The sequence below is a fragment of the Nitrospira sp. BLG_2 genome (assembly GCF_049222245.1).
The window spans coordinates 1-1,762 of the sequence record NZ_JBLYIG010000146.1; the positions used below are offsets into that span (position 1 = coordinate 1).

Genomic DNA, 1,762 nt, shown 5'->3' on the forward strand with positions numbered 1-1,762 from the left:
ATGTTTTCATCGATGTATCCGCGAGCGAAGTTCCGGTCATGGATGGAAGCGCCGCGCCGTTTGTCAGACTGATCCAGTCCGTCGGCATTGTCCCCCAGGAGCGGAAGCAGCCGTTTCTTAAAATTATGGCCCCGATTGAGGTGACCGAAGGATCGAAGCGTGTTCGAATCGAACCGTCTTCCACCCCGAGAATCACGTATTCCATCCATTATGAGCACCCTCTGATCAGAACGCAGACCTATGCGTATGATTGCTCCGTCAGCGCGTTTGAGAATGAAATTGCCGAGGCCAGGACATTTGGGTTCCTGTACGAAGTCCAAGCATTGTGGGCTCGTGGGCTCGGCAAAGGCGGAACCCTGGACAACACCATCGTGCTGTCTGATGATGGCGTCGTCAATGAATCGGGCCTTCGATTCGACGATGAGTTTGTTCGCCACAAGGTTCTCGATCTGATCGGTGATTTTTCTCTTTTGGGGGTGCCCTTCATCGGTCACATTGTCGCGGATCGATCAGGACATGCGCTCCATACTCGGTTGGTCCAGCAGATTCTGACGCAACCGGAGAAGTGGATGCTTCTGAACGCGGAACCTTCAGGGGAAGGCAAACGGTCAGCCGCGCACACGCATCACTTTCAGCCGGCCGTTGCACTTCAGGCTTCTTAGTTTATTAGGTATCAGGCTGATTGCCGTTCTCTCGGTAGGACGCCCTCTCATTCCCAGGTCATCGCAGCTTAGTACGCCGGGAGTAAGTGGCCTTACCTCCGGCATACCAAGCATGGCGAGGACTACTTCTTTTTCTTCTTCGCTGCTTTCTTTGTCGCCAAGAGTCTCACCCCCCTTCGCAGTGTCAAGTTGGATGCACCTATCTGTCGGCTACACGGCTTGAATCAGCATGTCGTCCAGAGCTTCGAACGTATTGGGACCGACCTTTCTGAAACGTTTGTCGCGTTTGAGCGACGTCGCAATCGATGTGAGCGGCGTTTTCCCTTTGATCTGCAATCCGCCTTCGATTAAACGCTGGACCAATTCTTTGGCGTGCATGGCGCGATTCGATTCACGGAGAATTTCATAGGCCGCTTGAGGCACGCTTTTCCCCACATACTTGCTTCGTCCGAGAAGAATCTCCCGCGATTGATCGGTGACGTCCATGACCGGCACAGGTCGCGTCCCTTTGGAATCATCCGTTGTAATAATCTGGTTGGAAAGACTGGCGAGCTTGGCCTTGTCGGCCTCGACACGGTAGAGGGTCTCAGCAAGCTCAAGGTATTTCTTAATGGTGGCGATTTCGTCATCGAGTCGGCGACGCTTTTTCTCTAATTCTTGGAACCGACTTTTGTACGCGTTGATCCGTTGCTCCAGACCAACAAGGATGTCTGTTAATTCCTCCACTTCATCCTCATGCAAAGCATGCTTGCTTTATAGCATTGCTTGTAAACCTTGTCAAGATTTATTATTTCAATCATACATTACTTATTATTTTCGCTTGTTGCGCGCAAGTAATCCTTTTCTAACTTATGTTGATAAGCCTTGTACTAGAACAAGGCTCACGTTTTTCAAAATCAACAGGTTTAAGCATGATACAATCCGATGTGCCTATTTACGACGAACCCATTTCGCGCGACACCCTTCTCGAAACAGCGGTTGCCGCCGGCCATCAAGCCGGCGCCCTCCTGCTTAACTATGCCGGGTCCGGTTTCCACATCGAGTATAAGAATCCGATCAATCTAGTCACTGACGCAGACCGTGCCGCCGAACAATGCGTC

2 protein-coding genes and 1 pseudogene are annotated in these 1,762 nt (G+C 51.4%); 2 read left to right on the forward strand and 1 reads right to left on the reverse strand.

Features of this window, described 5'->3' with window-relative positions; all coding sequences use genetic code 11:
* Positions 1–662, forward strand: a 662-nt coding sequence (lpxC, locus tag ACOSYY_RS04145; RefSeq protein ID WP_421661006.1) for a UDP-3-O-acyl-N-acetylglucosamine deacetylase, incomplete at its 5' end; no start/stop codon positions are given.
* Positions 663–872: 210 nt separating this feature from the next.
* Here lpxC and ACOSYY_RS04150 read toward each other — a convergent pair.
* Complete coding sequence (locus ACOSYY_RS04150) at positions 873–1,388, reverse strand: winged helix-turn-helix domain-containing protein (protein ID WP_421661007.1); 516 nt, start codon at positions 1,386–1,388, stop codon at positions 873–875.
* 185 nt (positions 1,389–1,573) lie between these two features.
* On the opposite strand from ACOSYY_RS04150, the pseudogene ACOSYY_RS04155 reads away from it, so the two are divergent.
* Positions 1,574–1,762, forward strand: a pseudogene (locus ACOSYY_RS04155) (hypothetical protein); the annotation flags it as partial.